The following is a 17,830-nucleotide window of genomic DNA, read 5'->3' as shown; positions in this document are numbered from 1 at the left end:
GCGGCGCGGAACGCGGCCTTTGACCGGGCTGCCGTCCGGTTCAGACCGCAGCAGAACCGAGGGGCTGCGCCGGATGAACCGCTCGACATGCACACTCGGCCAACGCGGCGGGAATATCATCGTCGCGCTGCGGTCCCTCGCCAAAGCTCCTCTCAGACCGCGCCGAACTCGGAGGTAAACCCGCCCGGCAGCTTCAGTCCCGCACTTCGTGTTGGAAAAGCTCCCCGCGGTGGTTCGACAGGTGCGGTCTGCAACGCCACCATCATGCGCTTGGCATCCGCGTGGCCAAGAGACCGCGGCCTGCGCCATGCAAAACATGCATTGGCAATCGCCTTGCATGCCTTCGGCAGTCCCGGACCGCGGTGTGCCGCTCGCCGGCCAAACTGACATCCGGCCGGCGCGTTTTCAGCTTGGCGACGGATGGCGGCTTCGAGGGTGCCTCATGGCGCGCTCCAGCCGATGAAGCTCGATGGCCCGGCATATCGCTCATCGCGGGCCTCGTCGATGACAAAGCCGAAGTTGCCGATATTGTAGAGCTCTCCGCCACAAGGTAGCGCCGCTGCTCGCCATCGTGGCGACCTCCGAGCCTCGCCACACATTCCACGAAACCCGGGCGGTGAGTGGAGAGCACGGCGGAGACAACAACCCAGCGATCGGCGTTTTCCCGTTCGAACCGTCGGCGGTCCTTTCCGCGGGACTGGCCAGCCTCCAGCATTTTGCCGTGAATCTCCTCCCAAGCATCGGGATAGTAGTGCCGGAGCGTTTCATCGGCGTGGCGTTTTTCGAGGTCAGTAAAAATCTCGGGAAAGGCGATCGCCACGGCCGCCCAGGCGCAATCCTCTTCGTAGTAGCCGTCGCTTGACCGCAGAAGGACGGGTACGCCGGCATTGCGCTCCGCTGTCAGGGCGAAGCCGCCATGGCTTGTGGTGCTGTGGACGACGGTGCCATCGGCATAGGCGACGGCATGTTGCGAAAGCCCCCATGGGGTCGAAGCCCTTGCGGCAATGCTACGGCGGCCGAGGAGCACCAGCTGCACGCTGGTGGTCCGCCCATTCCTCGACCGTTCGCCTGAATTCAGCCTCGTCGACCGGATCCCTTCTGTTATCGTGGAAGTCAGCCGCGGTCCAATCATTCAGAGTGCCGGTCAAGCCCCAGGCTTTGACGAGGTGGAACCCGCCCTCATGCGGACGCGTTGCAAAGACCTGGTCGCCGACCCGCGCAACGAGCATGCCGTCTCGGGTCCGGCCGTATAGTGGTGATGTGGTGGACATGTTCTCTCCAGTCCAATCGTTGGAAACGGAAACGCCGCCGGATGATGCCAGCGGCGCGAATGACACGTGCGATGGAACGCCCTATTCGGCTGCTTCCCGGAACTCGGTCTCCTCCTCGAGCGCATCCGCCTCGGTTTCGGGACCGCGAGACGCCTCGTCCTCCTCCGTCTCGGACGCGGGCTCGGACGTGCTGGAGGTGCATCGGGTAGCCCACCCAGCAACCTCGTCGACAGGCGGCGCGATCAGCGCCGCGGGATGGACGAAGCGGCCTTCCGCGAAATGCTCGATGAGGGCCGTGCGCGTGTCCTTGACCTTGATGCGGCCGGCAATACCCGATGCGTCCGCGGCGGCTTCAAGCGCCGAACGCGACAGGCATGAGAGGAACTCTTCTGTGGCGATGTTGGGAAGGAACTGATCGGCGCCGATCACCTCGCCGGCAATACGGGCGGCGATGCCGCTGTCTGACCGGTTGCGGCGGCACGACATCACGTCGATCAGCACCGAGCGCGCCACCTGCTGCAGTGTGTCGCGATCGAAGGAGAGCTCGCCTTCTTCATCGATCAGCCGGGCGGCATGCCTGCGGCAATCGGCATGACCGTAGGGATTGTCCGATGATCCGCTCGCGATCGTCACGTTGACACCGGCAAATGCGAGAATGAGGAGAGCGAGCAGCATATCGTCCTCGATCGGCGCGCGCGCGAACCCTTCGTGGAGAGCCGCCGTCCTGAGGTCACCGATCATGTCGAGGCCCTTCTGTGTGACGTCCGGCCGCGGCTTGGTCCCGACAGTTTCAGCATCAGCCTCCGCAGCCTCTCCAGATGCCAGCGCCGTCTTGTTCTCCGGCAGGCGATAGGCGACCGACTGGACCGAACCATCCCGCGGGCTGATGTACCAGCCGGTGTTGTCGCCCTTCCCAGGCTTCGAGTAGATCTGGCTCGCCTTCGCCGGCAGCTTCGGCTGGCCCCAATCGTTGACCTCGATGATGGCGCCGCGCTTCGGCAGATTGTTCGACAGCCATTCCTGCTGGGCGCCGAGGAACGCCTCGATATCCGTCGTATAGCGGCTGTCCTCGTCAGCCGGCGCGAAGAGATCCTCCTGCCAGACGATGCCGTAGGCTTGGGCCAAGTTGTCGCCGAAGCTCGCGTCCTTTGCAAGCATGCGGGTCTTGGTGAGCGCCCTGGCGATCTCCCACCAGGACGCATGCTCCTGCTTCTTCGGCTTGTACTTCTTCCAGACCTCGGCCTGCTCGTCGTGGCCCGCTGCGGCAATGGTGCGAAGCTGCTGCTCGGACGGCATGTCGCCGCGTGCCATGTGTTCGAGCATGGCCGGAAACACGTTGGCAAGCAGACGCAGGCGACGGATTTGGCGGACCGAGAGAGCCAAGGCGGCAGCGACCGACTCCTCCGTCCAGCCGAGCGCCACGAGGCGCTCGATGGCGCGCCACTGGTCGACGGGGTTGAGCGGCTCGCGGGCGATGTTTTCGACCGCCGAGCGCATCGCACCGCCATCGTCAGTGGCGTCATCGACGAGAACGAAGATTTCCGGCAGGTCCGCGGCGATTGCCTGCGCGACCCGGCGGTGACCGGCATTGATGACGAAGCCGTTGCCACCGTCCCGCTCCGCAGCGATCACGGGCGGCTGCACGATGCCGACCGCCCTGATGGATGCGAGCAGCACGGCGTCGGCCTGCGGCGATGACTTGGACCGGCGCGTCTTGTCGGGATTTTCCTTCAGAGCGCGGGGGTCGACTGAGATCAGATGCATGGGAGTGTCCTTTGGAAGTTTTCGAACGGCGCCGTTCGCCGTCCTTGCCTGTCTTCATCTCGAAGACATCTCCCGGACCGCAGGCCGAGGATCCGGTCGCAATTGCAACGGAGCACAGCCGGTTTGCGGGGCAAGCGAGGCGCACCGCCTTGCGCGGACCGCGGGCCTGATCTCGCGATCGTCGCGATTGAGCGTCAGCGTCAGCCGGTGCCTCGGCCTGCGAAAGACTTCTCTTCTTTCCCTTTTGATCCTTCCCGGGTTACAACCCAGCCGCACCGATCGGGCGTTAATGTACGGCAGTGGCAGAAACCGAGCCCACGGCACATGACACTTTCAGTTTTAGAACCTTGACAGCATATAACTTCGAGATCATATTTAATGGCAATGGATTGGACAGTTCTGCTCCACGACGAGTTCGACCCGGAGTTTTCCGCGCTGCCGGAAGAGGTGCAGGACGAGATCTTCGTGGCATTGCCGCTCTTGAAGGCCTACGGCCCGCAGCTCGGACGCCCCTATGCCGACACGCTGAAGGGCTCGGCCCATGCGAATATGAAGGAGTTGCGTTTCAAGGCGGCGGATGGAGTGTGGCGCCTTGCCTACGCTTTCGATCCGGAGCGCCGCGCCATCCTTCTGGTGGCGGGCGACAAGTCGGGAGTCAGCCAGGCGCGATTCTACAAAGTGATGATTGCGAAAGCCGACAGGCGATTTGCGCAGCATCTCGATGCAATGAAGGAGAAAAAGAATGGCTAGAACATTGGATGACGTTCTTCAGGATCTCCCGGCCGAGCGTCGCGAACGCCTCGAACGCCTGGGCAAGGCACGCCTGGAAGAATACCGCACACTTCAGGACCTCCGCAAAGCCCGGGATTTGACCCAGGTTCGCATGGCCGAAACGCTTGGCGTAAAGCAGGAAAATATCTCGCGGCTGGAAAAGCGAAGCGATCTGCTCTTGTCGACCTTGCGCGGCTATGTCGGTGCCATGGGCGGTACGTTGGAACTCGTCGCCCGGTTTCCTGACCGGGAACCGGTGATCTTGTCGTCCTTGTTCGACGATGACGCCGAGCCGGCGTCGAAGCAAAGAACGTCAAGATCTCGGGTAAAAAAACACCGTTCCGCTGCCTGAGCTCAATCGCCGTCGTCACTGGACTTGAGCGCGAGGGCATCGGACCGGCGTCAGGTCAATCAAAACAAAAAGGGCGCTCGACCCTTTCGGGGAGCGCCCTTTCGACCCGGACAGCATCGAACGCTCCGACCGGAGGTCGAGCAAGAGGCCGTCAGAACGGGAGTGGATTTTAGATGAGATCCGTATCAGCGGATTTCAAGTGGCACGAATCTTCAGCGATTGATATTCGGTAGGCCAGAATTCGAAGCCGGGAGCCGGACAGCATGACATCACGCAGATCCATTGCCGAGCGGGTGATTGCGCGGGCCAGTGCCCGCGGTGCGCCGGTCGACGCAGACGCCGAGTTCATGGCGATCGTCGAGCTATGGGTGGCCGGCGACATCGAAGCCGATGAGATGCGCGATCGGTATAATGCGTTGCTGGCACACCGTTCGCGCAGCAAGCGCAACCTCGGTCTCACCTCCGACTTCAGTCCGGAAATGTCGGAAGCAACGATTGTCCAAGCAAGCGACGAGCCCGCTGATGAGGCCACGGTCTGACTGCGGATTGCACCGAGCCATTGGAGAGAAGCATGACACGAACACCCCGCCGCCCCGCCAACCCGCTTGACGCCGCGGAGGCATTGTTTAAGCCGGCAAAGAAGGTCGCGCCGGCGCCTGCCATCGAACGGCGAGCGCTGCCGAATGTCAAGGAGCAAGTCTCCCTGAAACTCGACAGCGACGTGCTCGCCTATTTTCAGGCGGAGGGTCCGGGCTGGCAGGAGCGTATCAACGATGCGCTGCGTGCCGCCATGAAGGACGATCACTGAACCGACTGCGGTCACGCGGCCGCCCGTTCACCCGCACCCTTGTTCTGCGTGGCGGCGAGATCGCGTACGATGTCGTCGAGTTCCTCTCGCTTCCGAGTAAGCTCGGCGACGAAGGCAAACGCCTCTCCGAGGCGCGGTCGGTAGGATACGGGCCACCGCTCGGCATCGCTCCTTCGGTAGCCGAAACGCTCCGCCTCCATGTTCGAGAGAGCATGCTCGAGGCGCGTCACGGCGCCCCCCGGCGTGACGATGACCGGCCCCGGTCCGCTTCAGCATCGTTGAATACTGATAGCCGTCCCGGCCGAAACGCTCGCCGCGATATTATTCCAGCGCAACCCGCCGATCGTCGCTACCACGACGTCACCTTCCTGCTGGAGCTGGACGAGCGTCAGGATTTCCTTCATCAAGGCGCGTCCCGCAAGCTTCCTCTCGGCATGTTCGGCGGTCCTGACCGTCATCTTGAATTCATCGCCGGCGATCGGCAGATATCGCACAATGTCTTCGCCGATCTCACGATTCTGCGCTTGGAGACGTCGATATGACGCTCGGCATCCCGGACCGGCGGCTGCAAACGATGCCGTTGCGGACCTGGTCTGCGGACGTACACGACGCAAGTGCCGTGCAAAGGAGGTGGCCTCAGACGACCGGCGCGTTTGAGCGCAGCGTCAATCGTTGGACCGGGCTGCGAACACGCCAATTCTCATTTCCCTTTTTCGCTTCATCAGGCGCAGCGGGTCGGCGAAGCAATTAGGCTATCGCACCACCGAAAAGGTTTCCAAACAATGAGCCAGTCAAGACGGGGTCAACCCGAGGATATGTCGTCGAGTTCAGGCAGCGCCGAAGCGGCGCAACATCATTCGAAGCTGCAGATTCTGTTGGCGAAGGCGATCAGCCAAAAGCGTCTTCAATCGGCGATTTTCGGCTTCGAGGGAGGGCAATTCATCAATTGAAGCTTCGCTGGGAGCGTCCAAATGGGAAGTTACTAAGGTACCGACCTTGTCGCCGCCTTTAGGCGTAGTTGGCGACTGACGGCCTATCATCCCCGATGGACGGGGCTTTCTTGTCGCGACGGCGGCTTTTGCAACGACTTCGACGGCGGCCAGCGCTTGAGGCTCTGAGCGCGCTTCCACAGTAGCAACGGCGATCGCAGCGATTACCTCAAAAGTCTCAGCCACCGGCGTGAAGACCGGCTCTGCAACAGGCGCATTTTCCACCGCAGGCGCGACGACAATGTCTTCGACGGCGGGTTCAGTTTTCTGCCCGTTTTCGAAAAGCTGCGGCGCCACGCTGGCTGCCTGACGGGCAAATGCCTTCAGATCTGTGCTGCCCCAGATGGATCCCTGCCGGACTGCCGATCGGCGGCCCTTCGACTTGATCTCGACAACGAAATTTCTCTGCGGGGTCTTCATCTCATTCCGATCATACCAGCCTGACCGGCAGGCTATCGAATATCAAAGCGCTCGAGCATCTTTTTCAATTGAGCGTTCTGCAGTTTCAGCTTCAGCGCCAAGGCAGCCTTCAGCGCCGCGATTTCTTCATCGAGGACAACAACCTCCTCAAGAAATGTCAGAGGCTGCGCCGGAAGAGATGCGGCCTGTCGGTCGTCGCTCGGCTTGGACGGAGACTGCGTCACGACTTGAACCGAACTGGGCTTTATACGCTTCGACCGATTTTTGCTAGGGCTCGACAGGGCTTCCACATCGCCAAGGTTTGCCGGTGCTATTGCCACCGGAGTTGGATCTGGTCGCTCGATCGCGACTTCCGGCTTTACTATGTCAACCGGTCGATTCGACGGCAAATGGGAGGCGACTTCGCTCGGTTCGACTATGGTACTGACCACCGATGATGACATAACCGGCGACGCGGCGGCGGCGCTGTCTGTCGTTCCGAGTAAATGATCAGTCGGCTCCGCTATCGTTGCCGACAGCGCCGGCGCTACGTCCTGATCGCCTGTCTGGTCCTCGGCCGGTTTGTCTGAAGCCGGGGGAACCAACGGCGACGATTGCGTTTTACGGCGCGACGTCACGTCCGCGAGAAATCGCCATGGTGACTTCATAGTGCTTTACCCCCTGACTGAATGCGCAACGGCGCTGCGAGATCCTTGCAGATCCCGCTTGCCAAATTTCTTGGATCGGTATGCTTGCCGCTGTCAAAAGGCAGAACGACAGCACTGTTCGCGTCAGACGCGATCGAGCCGCTTGCGCAGATCGGCGTTTTCGTTGCGCAGCTTTTCGGCTAGCAGCTTGCGAAGGCGCTGGTTCTCTTCTTCCAGCCTGATCAGATCTTCAATCTCATCGAGCGCTGCGACAGGAATCGTTTGCGGCTGAAGACCAGCCTTGGGCGTGCGCTTGGCTATGGTAGCTTTTCCTGCAACCTCGGGCTTTGCAGCGACCGATTTGGCCTTCCTGCCACGGCCGCTGGCAGCCTTTACGGACTCCGCCGGTGCGGCAGCAGCTTGCGACGGAACGACCACCGGCGCGGCAACAGCCTTCTTCTGACGAGGTGCCCGCGTTTTCTTCACAGCGGGTGTCTCCACCGGCGCCGCTACGCCCACGGCAACAGCGGGGGCGGTGTTATTCTCTTCAGCCATCGATCATCTCCTTTACAGCCGATACCTTTTCGGCCGGGCGAGATACTCTGTCAACAGGCGATTGCGCGGGCCTTTCAGTGCTTTGGTTCGCGTGTCCGCGGACTATTGGGTCGTTGTCACCGATCTGCACCGCGCGTCGAAGGAGCTTACCCTAAAGCTATGAAACCTGATGTCTGTCTGTTTGTACATCGAACAACAAAATAGAAAGGCGCTCGACCCCCTTGCGGGGAGCGCCTCTTCTGGACCCGGACAGCACCGAACGCATGCCATGCGGCGATGCAGAATGCCATCGGTAACGGGTGATGACGGGGAGATATGAAATCGAACCGTCACATACAAGGGGTTCTGCGGATTTCTTCAGGCAGCTTTTGTCGCAGCTAGCATATCACTTTCCGCGTCCTCCATCTCCGTCGCGGCCAGATCCTTCTCGACCTCGGCCAGCCGTTCCCGCTTGAGCTCGAGGTCCGCCTCAAAAGCGAATGTCTCTCCAAGTCGCGGGGCGATAGGACGCCAGACGCCGCTCGCCATCGGCAAGTCGGAGCCGATAGCCGTCGCGTTCGGGCCTCGAAGCCGGACAGGGCGTGTTCGATCCGGGCGACGGCCCCTATTGGCGTTGTCGTCACCGGCAGCTCGATCTCGTAGTCGCCGGCAGTCCGCTGCAGCATCGCCGTGTACCGGTAGCCGTCCTTGCCAAAGCGCTCGCCCGAATAGATCAGGTCGAATCCTCCAATCGAGGCCAAAGCTGTTTCGCCCCCGTCGCGCATCTGCACGCGGGTGATGATCTCCTTCATGAGCGCCCGTCCGGCGAGCTTGCGCTCGGTATATTCCGCGGTGCCAACTACCATATTGAACTCATCGCCGACCGGTTGGCAGGTGGCGCTTGAGATCTTCGCCGATCTCGACGATCCTGCGCGTGGAGAGCTCGATTTCACGCTCGGCGTCACGGATCTGCCGGCGGATCGCATGCTGATCGTCGATATGGGCGGCTTCGAGCCGCTCGAGCCTGGCGATCTCGGATTCGAGCCCGGCTTTCTGCATCAGGCGGGGTCACCCGAGGCAATCGCCTTCGCCATGGCAAACTGGTTTGCCTGTCCCTCCCCCATATCCTCCAGCCGGCGTACCGAGGTATCACCGGACAAGGCTGCCGCAATGAACCGGGCCTTTCGCTCGTTGTTCTGCCACATCGTGGCATCGAGGCTGCCAAGCGTGGCATAGGCGAAGATATCGATCTCGTCATGCTGGTTACCCTGGCGGACGATCCGGCCCTCACGTTGCTCGATCTGCGACGGCAGCCAGGGCACGTCGAGGTGATGCAGCGCCTTCAACCGCGCCTGCACATTGACGCCCGTTCCCATGGTCTCAGACGATCCGATCAGCACCCGTACCTCGCCGGCATTGAAATCGTTGAAGAGCCGTTGCTTGGCCTGGGACTTCTTGAAGTCCTGCATGAAGGCGATCTCGGAGGCGGGCACGCCCAGTCGGATCAACTCGTCGCGGATCCAGCGATAGGCCGAAAAGCCGCGCGACGCCTCCAACGGAGATCGTGCCGAGATCAGAGAAGATCAGCTGGCCGGCGCCGGATCGTTCGAACGGCTTGCCGTCCTTACGGCGATATTCGGCCGCGCCTGTGGCCTGCCAGATGCGATAGGTATTGGCGACCAGTGCATTGAGCTTGTTCTCTGCCTCATTGTCGATCTCGGGATCGACGAGGCGTAGATCGATCGCCGCGTGCCGGCCGTCGGTGATGACGGACAGCAAAATGTCATCACCTGGTTTCGCCGGCCCATTGCGCATCTCGATCGCCTTGATGCGGGCATCGAGCGTCTTTTGGTTGGTAGGTCTTGAAGGCCGTGGTCGCCTCCGCCGTCACGATTTGACGGCGCCCCCCGGAAATTGAGGGTACTTTGACATATTGCCTCAGATCGGCCGGCAATACGACGTCGGCGAAGGTGCGGAACATGGCGATCAGTTCCGGCACATTGACGAACTGGGAGAACCGCGTGACGGGCTTGTATTTACCTGACGGCTGCAGCTCGAGCTCCGTCGAGGTGTCGCCGAAGGTCGAAGCCCAGGCGTCGAACTCGTGCAGGCCGCGCCCTGATAGAGCGGTCGCATCCATCAACCGCTGGACCGTGAACATTTCGCCGAGCGTATTGGTGATCGGCGTGCCTGAGGCGAGCACCAGCGCCCGGCCCGGGTTTTTCGTGTCGACGAAGCGGGACTTCACATAGAGGTCCCAGGCACGCTGCGAGCCGTTGGGATCGACGCCGCGCAGCGTCGACATGTTGGTGGCGAAGGAGAGCTTGCGGAACTCCTGCGCCTCGTCGACGATGATCTGGTCGATGCCGATCTCCGAGATGGTCAGCAGGTCGTCCTTGCGAGTGGCAAGCGCTTCGAGCCGCTCCTTGTGCCCTTCCTTCATGCGCTCGATGCGTTTCCGCGACAGCCGGTCCTCGCGATCGACCTTGGTGAGCAGATCCTCGTAGAGTTCCAGCTCGTCCTAGTCACCTGGAACTGAAGTAGGCATCATTTTATTATGCTTCTGCTGCAACAGCAGGAGTTTGATTGATGGTCGGCAGGCAAGCAGACCTCGTCGTTCTGAGCGACGAGGATAGGAATTTTCTTGAATCTCAGGTGCGCCGGCATAAAGCGCCGCGCTCGTTATCGGATCGATGCCGGATGGTTTTGCTGTGCGCGCAGGGCCTGCAGAGCAAAGATGTTGCCGAACGCCTCGGCGTCCACGAGCACACGGTTGGCAAGTGGCGCCGCCGGTTCGTGCAGGATGGCATTGACGGGCTGACTGACGAATATCGTGCCGGTCGGCCACGAACCGTCTCTGACGCGCAGGTAGCTGAGGTCATCGAACGTACGTTGAACACCACTCCGAAGGATGCCACGCACTGGTCTATCCGCTCGATGGCAGCCGACAGCGGGCTGTCGCACACCACCATCCGTCGGATATGGACCGCATTTGGTTTGCAGCCGCACCGTTCGGAGACATTCAAACTATCTTCCGATCCGCTGTTCGTCGATAAGGTGCAGGACATAGTCGGCCTTTACATGGCGCCGCCGGACCGGGCAGTCGTGCTATGCGTGGATGAGAAATCGCAAATCCAGGCACTGGATCGCGAGCAGCCCGTTCTGCCCATGGCGCCGGGTATCGCCGAACGGCACACCCATACCTATGTCCGCAATGGCACGACATCCCTGTTCGCCGCGCTCGACGTTGCGACCGGCGCGGTGATCGGCCAGTGCTACAAACGTCACCGGGCGACCGAATTCCTCGACTTCTTGAAGCGGATTGACGCGGAGATGCCCAAGGGGCCGGACGTGCATCTGGTGATGGACAACTATGCGACCCACAAGACGCCGAGGATCAAGGCCTGGCTCGCACGCCGCCCGCACTGGCATGTTCACTTCACACCAACTTCGGCCTCTTGGATCAATCAGGTCGAGCGTTGGTTTGCAGAGCTGACGCGCAAGCAATTGCAACGCGGCGTCCATCGATCAACGGCAGAACTCGAAGCCGATATCGTCGCCTTTATCAAGGCACACAACGAAAACCCCAAGCCCTATAGATGGGTCAAATCTGCCGACGAAATCCTCGCCGCCGTCAAACGCCTTAGCCAGAAAACAATGAACCGAACTTCAGATTCAGGTGACTAGCTAGATCATCTGTGCCTCGAACGCCGATGGCACGGAGATGAAGCGGAAGGCGGAATGAGTAATGATAACGGCGTCCCAATTGGCGGTCGCCGCCCGCGACAGGAAACGGTGGCGCTTCTCCTTGACGAAGTTGGTCTCGTCGGCGACCAGGATGCGGGCGTTCGGATAGAGCGCGAAAAACTCACGCGCCGCCTGCGCCAGGCAATGGCCGGGCACGACCAGCATCGCCTTGTTGATCAGCCCGAGGCGCCGCTGCTCCATGATCGCGGCGACCATGGTCAGCGTCTTGCCGGCGCCGACGGCGTGGGCGAGATGCGTCGCGCCTGCCGAGATGATCCGCCAGATGCCGCGTTTCTGGTGCCCATACAGAGAAAAGGCGTTAGAGGCGCCGGGAAGTTGAAGATGGGTGCCGTCGAAGGCGCGTGGCGCGATATTGTTGAAGGTGTCGTTGTAGATGCGCGCCAACAGGTCCGTGCGATCGGGATCGGACCAGATCCAGGATTGGAACGCTGTCTTGATTTTGGCGACCTTTTCCTTTGCGGCTTCCGTCTCGACGGTGTTGAGCACCCGGCGCTCCGTCTCGCCGTCGCGGAAGGTGTCGAAGATCTGCGGCACGGAGGAGTTCAACGCGTCCGACAAGAGCTGACCGGCATGGCGGCGATGCGTGCCCCATTCCGTGGTGCCCGCGGCCGACCATTCCAGCTGGCGGGCATTGACCGTCCAGGTGGCAAGCTCGGGCATATGGTGGATGGTGATCTCGGCCTCCATCGTCTCCTTCACGAAGGCGACCACATCGCCCGCCGGGATCCATGGAGCGCCGAGGCGGGCGGTGATATCGGAGGGACGCAGGTCTGCCGGCTGCACGGCAAAAGCATGGTCGAGCTCTGCGGCTGCCTTCGCGACGGCAAGCTTCGAGCGCACCGCGCCGGAGAGATAGGCATCTGCCGTCAGCCAGGCGCCGCTTGCCGGGTCCTGATAGATCGCCTCGCCGAGCTCGGCAATGACGTCAGCCACGTCACGATGCAGCAGCTCGGCGATATGGTCGGGATCGACATGGCCTCGTGCATTGAGGACCACGGCAAGCGCGTCCGCGGCCGAAGCGATTACCGGCGCCGGAGGCGGCGCGATCACCCGCTCGGTAAAGATCGGCCCTGGCTTGGCGGTATTGGTCTCGAGATCGTAGTCCTCGATCGAGGCGACGAGCCAGCAATCCGGATCGTCGAGGAAGGGCTGCAGGTTCGGGCGCCGATGCGTCTCGCGGACCTCGCCGGTCTCCGGATCTTCGACGCTCGAGACTGTGGTGAAGTTGATCGGCCCGAAATCGCGCACGAAGCTCGACCAGGCGATGCGAAGGCTGACCTGCGCGCGGGCATAGGGCTGATCTCGCTCCTGCAGCTTGAGGATCTCACGGACGGCGTCGCGGATCGGGATGAGTTTGCGGATGATGCGGGCCTGCTTGGCAAAGACGCCGTCGGCTCCCCTCGCCTTTTTCACCTCGACGGCAACCGGCTGACCATCGACGATCTGCATTAGTGCCGTCGCCTTGCCGATGAAATACCTGCCTTCGCGCACGCCCAGACCATCAGGACGCTCGGCGACGATGTCCCCGGCGTGATCCCCGTTCAGGACATCGACGGCCTCCGGCTCGCCATCATAGAACCCGGTTGGAAGCATCTCGATCGCGGATCCCAGAGCAGCTTCCAGATCGCTCTCGCACGGCAGGCACGTATACGTCTCTCCGTATGGGCCCGACACGATCGCATGCCGACCCAGCACCATGTCCGGGTGGTCGGCGAACCAGCGGTTGACGAAGATCGGTCCCTCCCCTTCCTGGTTTTCCTGCACTTCGGAAAGCTCAAGCCAGCTGTCGCCGGTCGCCGGCTCATCGGCGCGCCGCTTGCGCAGGAAGAGGATGTCGACGACCACGTCGGTTCCGGCGTCCTGCCGGAAGGCGCCTTCCGGCAATCGGATCGCACCGACCAGATCGGCCATGCCGGCGATGCGCGCGCGGGCACGCGCATCCGCCTTGTCCATCGTGCCGGCCGAGGTCACGAAAGCGGCGAGCCCACCCGGCTTCAGCGTCGTAATCGACTTGCAGATAAAATAGTCGTGGAGCCGGAGCCCCTCGCTTCGATAGAGCGGATCGGATCGGAGCGGATCGGAGCGGACGATGCGATCGGAAAACGGTGGATTGCCGATCGCCAGATCGAACCGCGCCGACAGCGATACGCGGGTGAAATCCTCATTGAGAATACGGGCGCCCGGCTGAAGCAACCCGACGATCCGGGCGGTGACGGGATCGAGCTCGATACCGGTGACACGGCTTCGGTCAGTGATCGCCCGCGGCATCAGTGCCGGATACAGGCCGGTCCCGATGCCGGGTTCGAGGATGCGCCCGCCCTTAAAGCCCAGGCGCAGCAGACCGGCCCAGATGGCGCGGACGATGAACTCCGGCGTGAAATGGGCGTATTGCGTGCAGCGCGCAAGGGAGGCGTAGTCCGCCCCAGAGACGGCGGCCTCGAGGTCACGGCCGAGCTTGTCCCAACCCTTGGCGAAACTCTCCTCGCCCGGCCGGCGAAAGACACCGTTGGCGAGGTCGGAGGCGCCGAAGCGATGAAGCGGATGAGCTGAGCCTGTTCCTCAGGCGTCGCAGGGCGCTTCTCATCGATGATCTCTGTTGCCAGCCGGATCGCCGAGATGTTTCCGGTTGCCCTATCCTTCCAGCTTTTCGCCAGGCCACGATCGCCCGAGAGTCTGAAGTTCTTAGGCCCCGTTTCCTCGGTCGCCTCACCGGCGACCATCTTCTGCACCGCCAGTCGCGGCGGTGCCGGTCTATCATCGACCGGACGATCGACATCGGCGCTCGGCGCCGGGGTGTCGAAACCGGAGGTGAGGTCGAAACCAGCCAGCCGGCCGGTATTGGAGAACAGGTCGAACGTAAAGGGGTCGTTATGCGCCATGGGGATTTCCTCTTGGGTGATGGGCGGTCGGCGGACGTTGTCCGCCTTTCGCGCGTGCGATGAGGTTTGGGAGGGCTTAAACGGCAGGCGCCGTCAGGCGGCGACGGGTTCGCCAAGGTGGCGGAACTGCACGGGCAGCTTGACTGCGATCTCTTCGTCGGTGAGATCGGCGACGAGCTTCCGGATCGCCGCCTGCGCCGCGCTGAAGACCATGACGATGCGCCGGCCGGCAAAGCCCGCCGCAAAGCGCTGATCGGCATAGGCACGGAAATCCGGACCCGTGATGCTCCAGATGTGCTCGAGCTTCTCGGCCCGGCTCATGGCGCGCACCGGACGCGACTCCCGCTCGATGATCGCTCCCCGCATGCGGTTGACCGAGCCGGCGTCGGCCAGATCGCAATAGGCATGGAACCAGCGGAACCGGCCGTCGATCCTCAGGGTAAAGAAAACGCTGGTGATGCTTTGCGCCTGAAACTCGCGCATCGCGAAGTGATCGCCGCGCATGAAGAGCGGCGGCAGGATCTCGAACATGCGGTCATGATCGGCTTCGGATATCTCGAACCACTCGCCGGCATATCGGCGTCCACTTGAGCGTTCCTCGTCGAACGGCGATTGGTTGTGGCGGTTCAGCATCGCGTAGAATTCGTGACGGCTTGCAACGCCTTCGAAGATTTTGCGGGCTTCGGGATGGCAGCTCATGGTTTTCTCCTTGAGGTTCTGGCCGAAGCGCCTCGTCTCCGGACCTTTGATCACCCCTCCCGCCACGGCCGCCTGGGCGTTTGCCGGGTCAAGGGCCGCGCATGCGGGCGAAGTCTCGCCCTTGACGCGGCAAACCCCTATGCGGCAGATCCTCCTTCATCCTCCTCCCCTTTCCTTCAGATCCTCGTTCCAGTCGTCGCGATGCGGCCGTCGCCGCTGGAACCCGCAGTCCTGGTTGAGCGCGATCTGGCGCAGCATGTCCGCGTAGGCCTCGCCCTGGCTGTTGCGGTCGGTCGCCGCGACAAGAAGATCGACGCGGCCCGCAAGCAGCTTGACCGCCCCCTCAGTTGCCGGCGACCAGCCGCCGGCGGTGCTGGCATAGAGTGTATCGACACGGGGGCCATCGATCGCGGCGAGACTGAGGGCGTCGATCGCCGCTTCGGTCACGCAGAGCCGGGCCGGCGATCGCCCGCCGAAGCGAAAGAGGATCTTGGTGCCGCCTGACGAGAAGCCCCGCCATTCCGGTCCACGCTCCTCCCAGCCGCAAATCTGCCCGGCGTCGTCCTCATGCGCGAACCAGGCGCTGCCGAAGGGGCCTTGCCGGATCAGCTGCGCGCGGGTGGCCTGCCCAAGAACAGCCCGGGGAATGGCGCGCGCCTCGGCGAGATAGCGATACGCCGGCGCGTCTGTTCGCAGAAGCGATTTGGCCGACCAGCGCTCGGGGATCCCGCCCTGGTTCCTGCGCGAGCTCAGCCCCGTCCATATCGGTTGGGATGGCTGCACACCGGCGAGCGCTCCGACAGCTTTCACTGTTGCCGGAAAGTCGGCAAGCTGTAGCCAGCCGGTCAGGGCAAAGACATCGCCTTTCCTGTCCGAAAGAGGATCGAACCAGCCCTTCCCCCCGTGCGTGACAATAATGATCTCGCCGCCACGCCGATATTTGATGGCTCGGCGCGTGCTTTCCTTAAGATCGATCTGAAATCCCACCTGCTCCAGGACAACCACGCAGGATACCTTCTCGCGCAGCATCTCGATGTCGTGTCTTTCCATGTTCATAGGTCCTTTCCGCCCTTTAACCCTTGGGCAATCCCCGACAGGCGCGAAGACCGGCGGCTGCAAGGGCGCGCGATTGCGGATCGGCGAAGACGGGATTGAGCGCGGCGAAGCCTCCCTTGTGGCCGGCCGGGCGCAAGCGGCACGGGCCGCAGAACGATGTCGCAGCGTCAGGGATGGACGCCCGTAGGGGGAAGACCGCCTTAGGGCTTCCGCTTCGCCGACAGCCCGGCCCTATGGGGCGACGCCAAACCTCTGACGGTCGACGGCGCGACGATCGGACCAGCGCCTCTCAACCGAGCAATATTTAAAGACAAGACTTGTCTGTCGCAGAATTTTCATTCAATAATGCAACTATAACGGCAGCCCGCAAGACAAATGCAGGGGACATCTTCCCTTTCGGCCAGTCTTATTCTTGAAATCGAAATTGACGCTTTGGGGAGCAGATCGCCTGCCGGGGACTGGGGTGCAATTGGCGCCTGGGCAGGCCGAGCCGACCCTCCAAGCCTTGGAATGACGAGCCGTCATGATGGCGGCCATCGGGGAGATCGCGCCGTGGCGCGACATGTCAGTCGAGGGGAAAGCATGGACGTCGTGGTCTTTGTTCCGGGAACGATGGGGACGGTTTTGAAGACGCCGGGTGGCGAGGAGGTCTGGCCACCGACCGCGCTGGAGACGCAGTTCGGCTACAAGCGCAAGGCCGAGTTGATGCGCGAGGACCTGGTGGTTGGCGGTGTTGTGCGCAAGGTCTTGTGCTTCGGCGTCTACCAGCCGCTGCTCGACCAGCTTGCAGAGATCGGCTTTACAGAAAGCGGCGCGGCGAAGCGGCTGGTGCCTTTCCCTTACGACTGGCGTTTGGATCTGGAGGGAAGTGCTGATCGTCTTGCCGCCAAGCTTTCGGATCTTGTCGCGCACGGTGCAACATCGATCACCATCGTCGCCCACAGCATGGGCGGTCTTATCTCTCGCCTGGTTATGGAGTCGAGCAAATTCCAGGATGAGCCATGGCATGGCAAGATCAACGGCTTCCTGGCGCTTGCAACACCGCATCTTGGCGCCCCGCTGGCGCTGGCCCGGATCCTCGGCATGGACAGCGCCCTCGGCATCAGCGCGGAAGACTTCAAGGAGCTTGCAAACGACCGGCGCTATCCGTCCGGCTATCAGCTCCTTCCTGCACCTGCAGAGGCCTCATGCTGGGATATCAGCCGGCTGGAGATCGATCCTCTGGACATCTACGACGACCATGTCGCGGCGCAGCTTGGCCTGGACAAGACACTGCTCGCGAGAGCCCGGCTCGTGCATGATACGCTTGCAGCGGGACGCCAGCCCGACCACGTGCGTTATTTCTACTTCGCAGGCACCGGCCACAAGACGGCAACCCGGGTCAACATCGATGGGTCTGAGCGGCTGCTGACCGTCTCGGAGGATGCGGGCGACGGCACGGTCCCGATGTGGAGTGCCCTTCCGAAGTCGGGCCAGAAGCAGTTTGTGGTCGGCGAACACGCCAGCTTTTTCACGAGCAGGATCTTCAAGCCGGTCTTCTACAATCTGCTCGGCAAGGACTATCCGGAACCGCCGGTGCATGCTGCGTCGACACTGGACCTGTCGGTCCACGCAATCCTTGTCAAACAAACCGATGCGATCGAACTTTTGCTGATACCGTCTTTTCCGACGCGCGAAATCGAGGGAGCGCTAAAGATCGAGCGTACGGACGACGAGGCCAAGCCATTCGTCCCCTTCAAAGACCCAATTGCCGTTACCTACAAGGGTCCGCTTGTCCCGCAACTGAAACTCCTGCTCGATCCGACCGGCGAACCTGGGCTCTACCGCATCAAATTCAACGGGCGTCCCGGCGGCTCGTCCGTCGTTCAGTTCGCCGTCTCCGACAAGTAGGTG

At 62.2% G+C, this 17,830-nt stretch carries 18 protein-coding genes and 1 pseudogene; 7 read left to right on the top strand and 12 right to left on the bottom strand.

Annotated elements, in window-relative coordinates; translation table 11 throughout:
• Nucleotides 1-262 precede the first annotated feature (262 nt).
• From ISN39_RS38065 to ISN39_RS32150, 3 genes are all read right to left on the bottom strand, one after another.
• Nucleotides 263-1,036 (bottom strand): hypothetical protein, encoded by a 774-nt coding sequence (locus tag ISN39_RS38065; protein ID WP_348652008.1) that lies wholly within the window; start codon nt 1,034-1,036, stop codon nt 263-265.
• Entirely contained in the window at nt 1,008-1,271 is a 264-nt protein-coding gene (locus ISN39_RS38060; RefSeq protein WP_348652007.1) for a hypothetical protein, read from the bottom strand. Before ISN39_RS38060 ends, ISN39_RS38065 begins: the two co-directional genes overlap by 29 nt.
• Nucleotides 1,272-1,352: 81 nt before the next feature.
• Complete coding sequence (locus tag ISN39_RS32150) at nt 1,353-3,035, bottom strand: ParB N-terminal domain-containing protein (RefSeq protein WP_194732051.1); 1,683 nt, start codon at nt 3,033-3,035, stop codon at nt 1,353-1,355.
• A 384-nt stretch (nt 3,036-3,419) separates the two neighbouring features.
• On the opposite strand from ISN39_RS32150, the gene ISN39_RS32145 reads away from it, so the two are divergent.
• From ISN39_RS32145 to ISN39_RS32130, 4 genes are all read left to right on the top strand, one after another.
• Entirely contained in the window at nt 3,420-3,785 is a 366-nt protein-coding gene (locus ISN39_RS32145) for a type II toxin-antitoxin system RelE/ParE family toxin (protein ID WP_194732217.1), read from the top strand.
• Complete coding sequence (locus tag ISN39_RS32140; protein WP_194732050.1) at nt 3,778-4,158, top strand: XRE family transcriptional regulator; 381 nt, start codon at nt 3,778-3,780, stop codon at nt 4,156-4,158. Before ISN39_RS32145 ends, ISN39_RS32140 begins: the two co-directional genes overlap by 8 nt.
• Nucleotides 4,159-4,421: 263 nt before the next feature.
• Complete coding sequence (locus ISN39_RS32135; protein WP_194732049.1) at nt 4,422-4,697, top strand: hypothetical protein; 276 nt, start codon at nt 4,422-4,424, stop codon at nt 4,695-4,697.
• 32 nt (nt 4,698-4,729) lie between these two features.
• Complete coding sequence (locus ISN39_RS32130) at nt 4,730-4,966, top strand: BrnA antitoxin family protein (RefSeq protein WP_194732048.1); 237 nt, start codon at nt 4,730-4,732, stop codon at nt 4,964-4,966.
• Between the two features lie 11 nt (nt 4,967-4,977).
• Here ISN39_RS32130 and ISN39_RS32125 read toward each other — a convergent pair whose 3' ends face one another.
• Nucleotides 4,978-5,196, bottom strand: coding sequence for a hypothetical protein (locus ISN39_RS32125; protein ID WP_194732047.1), 219 nt, complete (start codon nt 5,194-5,196; stop codon nt 4,978-4,980).
• Between ISN39_RS32125 and ISN39_RS32120 the strand changes: the two genes are divergently transcribed.
• Nucleotides 5,179-5,508 carry a hypothetical protein gene (locus tag ISN39_RS32120; RefSeq protein ID WP_194732046.1) on the top strand — a complete coding sequence of 110 codons (330 nt, stop codon included), beginning with the start codon at nt 5,179-5,181 and terminating at the stop codon, nt 5,506-5,508. The two genes, ISN39_RS32125 and ISN39_RS32120, sit on opposite strands and share 18 nt — an antisense overlap.
• A gap of 285 nt (nt 5,509-5,793) precedes the next feature.
• On the opposite strand, the gene ISN39_RS32115 is transcribed toward ISN39_RS32120, so the two are convergent.
• From ISN39_RS32115 to ISN39_RS32100, 4 genes and pseudogenes are all read right to left on the bottom strand, one after another.
• Nucleotides 5,794-6,252, bottom strand: a complete 459-nt coding sequence (locus ISN39_RS32115; RefSeq protein WP_194732045.1) for a hypothetical protein — start codon at nt 6,250-6,252, stop codon at nt 5,794-5,796.
• Between the two features lie 155 nt (nt 6,253-6,407).
• Nucleotides 6,408-7,022 (bottom strand): hypothetical protein, encoded by a 615-nt coding sequence (locus ISN39_RS32110; protein WP_194732044.1) that lies wholly within the window; start codon nt 7,020-7,022, stop codon nt 6,408-6,410.
• A gap of 123 nt (nt 7,023-7,145) precedes the next feature.
• Nucleotides 7,146-7,556, bottom strand: coding sequence for a hypothetical protein (locus ISN39_RS32105; RefSeq protein ID WP_194732043.1), 411 nt, complete (start codon nt 7,554-7,556; stop codon nt 7,146-7,148).
• Nucleotides 7,557-7,913: 357 nt separating this feature from the next.
• Nucleotides 7,914-10,056: pseudogene (locus ISN39_RS32100) on the bottom strand (helicase-related protein); the annotation flags it as partial.
• A gap of 68 nt (nt 10,057-10,124) precedes the next feature.
• On the opposite strand from ISN39_RS32100, the gene ISN39_RS32095 reads away from it, so the two are divergent.
• Nucleotides 10,125-11,222, top strand: coding sequence for an IS630 family transposase (locus tag ISN39_RS32095; RefSeq protein WP_194732042.1), 1,098 nt, complete (start codon nt 10,125-10,127; stop codon nt 11,220-11,222).
• Here ISN39_RS32095 and ISN39_RS32090 read toward each other — a convergent pair whose 3' ends face one another.
• From ISN39_RS32090 to ISN39_RS32075, 4 genes are all read right to left on the bottom strand, one after another.
• Entirely contained in the window at nt 11,223-13,571 is a 2,349-nt protein-coding gene (locus ISN39_RS32090; RefSeq protein ID WP_194732041.1) for an N-6 DNA methylase, read from the bottom strand.
• Nucleotides 13,571-14,182 carry a hypothetical protein gene (locus ISN39_RS32085; RefSeq protein ID WP_194732040.1) on the bottom strand — a complete coding sequence of 204 codons (612 nt, stop codon included), beginning with the start codon at nt 14,180-14,182 and terminating at the stop codon, nt 13,571-13,573. The genes ISN39_RS32090 and ISN39_RS32085 overlap by 1 nt, the downstream gene beginning before the upstream one ends.
• A gap of 93 nt (nt 14,183-14,275) precedes the next feature.
• The gene (locus tag ISN39_RS32080) at nt 14,276-14,881 is read right to left on the bottom strand and encodes a DUF1419 domain-containing protein (RefSeq protein ID WP_194732039.1); all 606 of its coding nucleotides are present in this window, start codon (nt 14,879-14,881) and stop codon (nt 14,276-14,278) included.
• A gap of 156 nt (nt 14,882-15,037) precedes the next feature.
• Nucleotides 15,038-15,937 (bottom strand): DUF3991 and TOPRIM domain-containing protein, encoded by a 900-nt coding sequence (locus ISN39_RS32075; protein ID WP_348652006.1) that lies wholly within the window; start codon nt 15,935-15,937, stop codon nt 15,038-15,040.
• Nucleotides 15,938-16,519: 582 nt separating this feature from the next.
• Between ISN39_RS32075 and ISN39_RS32070 the strand changes: the two genes are divergently transcribed.
• A complete protein-coding gene (locus ISN39_RS32070) occupies nt 16,520-17,827 on the top strand; it encodes a hypothetical protein (RefSeq protein WP_194732038.1) in 1,308 nt (435 codons plus the stop codon).
• Nucleotides 17,828-17,830 lie beyond the last annotated feature (3 nt).

The organism is Rhizobium sp. 007 (assembly GCF_015353075.1).
Taxonomy (GTDB): domain Bacteria; phylum Pseudomonadota; class Alphaproteobacteria; order Rhizobiales; family Rhizobiaceae; genus Rhizobium.
This window is presented reverse-complemented; position numbering and strand designations above follow the sequence as displayed.